Annotated in this window: 3 protein-coding genes; 1 reads left to right on the top strand and 2 read right to left on the bottom strand. The window is 45.1% G+C overall.

Going from position 1 to position 2961, the window contains the following annotated elements; translation table 11 throughout:
* A partial coding sequence (locus KDK16_RS05450) for a hypothetical protein (protein ID WP_257253717.1) occupies positions 1 to 295 on the bottom strand: 295 nt, incomplete at its 3' end.
* Positions 296 to 493: 198 nt separating this feature from the next.
* Here KDK16_RS05450 and KDK16_RS05445 point away from each other — a divergent pair.
* Positions 494 to 778: a hypothetical protein gene (locus KDK16_RS05445; protein WP_257253716.1), complete on the top strand. Its 285-nt coding sequence runs from the start codon at positions 494 to 496 to the stop codon at positions 776 to 778.
* A 114-nt stretch (positions 779 to 892) separates the two neighbouring features.
* Here KDK16_RS05445 and KDK16_RS05440 read toward each other — a convergent pair.
* A partial coding sequence (locus KDK16_RS05440) for a pentapeptide repeat-containing protein (protein WP_257275040.1) occupies positions 893 to 2961 on the bottom strand: 2069 nt, incomplete at its 5' end.

Raw genomic sequence — 2961 nt, 5'->3', positions numbered from 1 at the left:
GTTTTGGACGCTTGTTTACCGGCTCAATGGTCAGCGTTTCCAGTCCTGCCTCAATTATTTTCGGGGTAATATCAGTGATGGCTACCTTTTGCCCGGCCTTACGCGTGAAATCACTATTAATCGCCTCATCCTGCTTTGCAGAAGCAATAGCAGGGAGCATTGCCTCTTCACTTCTACTCACTTCTCTGGCAAAAGCGATGCCTGTCTTGTCAATATTTTCAGATGAACTGACGCAACCGGCAAAAGACGCCTGTTCTGTTGTTTTACCTACTGTTGTAATACCGAGCGAATCCATTTTTTAGCCCTCACCACTGTCCTTGTCAAAACGATCTGATTGAGAAAAGCCGAATCAGATATGACTTCGACAGTTAACCCAATCATTAGTTCCACCCATTCTGTGAAGACTGGGCAAAACGACAAGATCACCCCGGCGGCCCCCATTCAATATCTGCTATGCTGACTGCTCCTACAACAAATCATAACGGTATGCAGTATGTCACTGGAACATCGTGTAGAGAGACTTGAATCCCATTTTGAATCGCTGGATAACGCTGTACACCGGCTCATCCAGATTACCGGGGAAACACAGAAGATTATGCTGGAAAACCAGCGAGAGAACCGGCTCATGTTCGTTCAGATAGAAAAACGTTTTGACCAGCAAGACCGCAAGATCGAGGCTTACCAGTCTGAGAACCGCAGTCGTTTTGACGAACACGACAAACGGTTTGACAAAATAGAAGACACTCTCACCATCATCGTAAACCACCTTCAGAAATAACTACGCCACCTAACAACAAAATCCAGCGGATTGCGAACCTCCCCCGTTTTAGTGGACACTCAAATCCAACTGAAACGGTGGGCACTGATTTAAAGGATAACAGTGGACTTTGCCTCAGGTTCTGAAATATTCCGGAAACAGCCGGTCCCACTCATTCTGAATTTCTGTATGCTTTTTCATGTTAGCGTTATAGATGTCCCGCCAATTTCCCTCGTCGCGGTCTTTAGACAACAAATTTATAAACTCCGTGGTTGTTGAGGGGCTAACAGCAACATTTTGATGAAGCAAACAGTGTTTGGCTATTTTTAATTGACTCTTTTCTGAGCATTCTTTCCAGAATTGGTCAATACAATCCCGGTAATCTTTAAGGAACATACGACAAAGAGAAGCTTTATAACGCCGCATCTTAACCAGAGGCAGTCCCTCTGTTTCCGGGCGTGGGGTTGAGTGGTTTTGTGTACTTTCGCTACTGACCTCAGGAATGTCCTTCCAGCAGTCGTCATGCTCATCCGCACGGTTGGCATTCATACCAAAGTCTATGTATTTATCATTGGATTCCGGGAATAGAATCAGGTTAATAACATTTAACATCAATGCCAAAACCGCTTCCCGGGAACAATCACCGTTTGCAACTTTATAGAGCGTAAATAATCTTTCAAACGGATCACCACTCATCCCCTTATAATCTCCTTCATTCAGGAAGATGGTTCTGAACTCAAAATACACATCTTTGAGATCTTTGATTTTGCGATCATAGAATTCCGGATTATTCCAGACAAAGCTTATTGCGTTGGCAGTATTTTCAAAATCAATGGAAAAAAATCCACGAATAATCCCACAAAGTTGCTGTGGATAAGTTTTGGTAATTTTTCCAATGTGCCGGGACAGAATATCCCGACTTAAATCATCCAGCCGTGCTGAGTCGTGGAGTAGATAATCACTTTTCTCCATCACCTCCAGCCATTGTTTCAGAATGAACTCATTGCGCTGATTGACACAAGAATTATATAGAATTCGGGAAAGCTGGTGTGTACTTTCATATACCAGGTCATCCTGATCATTTTCAGGATAAAAGCGGGCATTGTCTAATATCGATGATGAAAACCGCTTGCCTTCAAAAGAACATGCGCAGAAAAAGCCATCTTCAACAGTGGCACTGTTTAACCGCTCTGTATCGAATTTACAGTTCTGAAATATAAAGGATTGCAACACGGTACCCTTCATTGAACAGCCGCTGAAATCAATTCCTTTCAAGAAATGGCTACCCCCGTTCAGCTTAAATCCATCCAGGGAATCCAGTTTACCCTCCAACAGTTGTGGGTTTTGCTCAAACAGTAATTGTATGCGCTCTTCACCACAAACCTTGATGAGATTTTTGATGCCCTCGTCAACCATGCTGCCTTTAAAGGTTAACTCATGGTAAAAGACTGACCAGGATTGCGGAAAAAGCTGTTCCAGCGGGCGTCCGTCGGGCCAGTGACTAAAGCGTTGCTTTAGAGTCTGCAACAATTGCCTCTGACTTTCGGGAGAACTCATCTCAAGCAGGTTCAACTCGTCAAGTAAGGACAGAGGATTGGAAAAACGGGTCTCCTGACGCCCTTCGTACTGAATCACACTTCTGTAGTCATCGGTTGACTGCGCAATGATTTTCTCATTACGGGCGAAGGCGTCCAAACCAGGGAATCCCCCCAAAAACTGGCTTTGATCTTTATAAATTTGTGCATCCAGACGGCCGAGTGCAGCGGAAGTCAGGCGCATACACATGACCCCACCATATTTGTGCCTGGAATCAGTCGTCAGCTGCTCCTCCATGACACGGGAGAATGTATATTCAGTGTCGCATTTCATCCTGCGTGCCGAAAAATATCTGGATGGCTGCATCCCGATCTGAGTACGGCGTTCAAAGGAGCTCAGGGTAGCTTCATTTTCGAGGCTATTGACTATAACCTGCTTACTGTTCCGTCGCGCCCCCAGACATAAGTTTATATCGTGCCCGGGGCAGAAATGTCTGGCGGGGTTTGTCGAAATGCCATGGGGAAAACCCGGGCGGTAATGCACCAGACGTCCTGCACGAATACGAGAATTGAATTTCCAATTCAGTTCTTTGTCACTGAGGTTCAGCAAGGGTTTAAGAAACGCTTTTTTACGGGTGTTTACCGGGGTATTGCTATCCGCTGCCACAG

It is taken from the genome of Endozoicomonas sp. SESOKO4 (assembly GCF_024606275.1).
This window is presented reverse-complemented; position numbering and strand designations above follow the sequence as displayed.

What these genes read in the sequence shown, in the direction of transcription:
- KDK16_RS05445 (WP_257253716.1), top strand. Translation starts at nt 494, where the DNA reads ATGTCACTGGAACATCGTGTAGAGAGACTTGAATCCCATTTTGAATCG.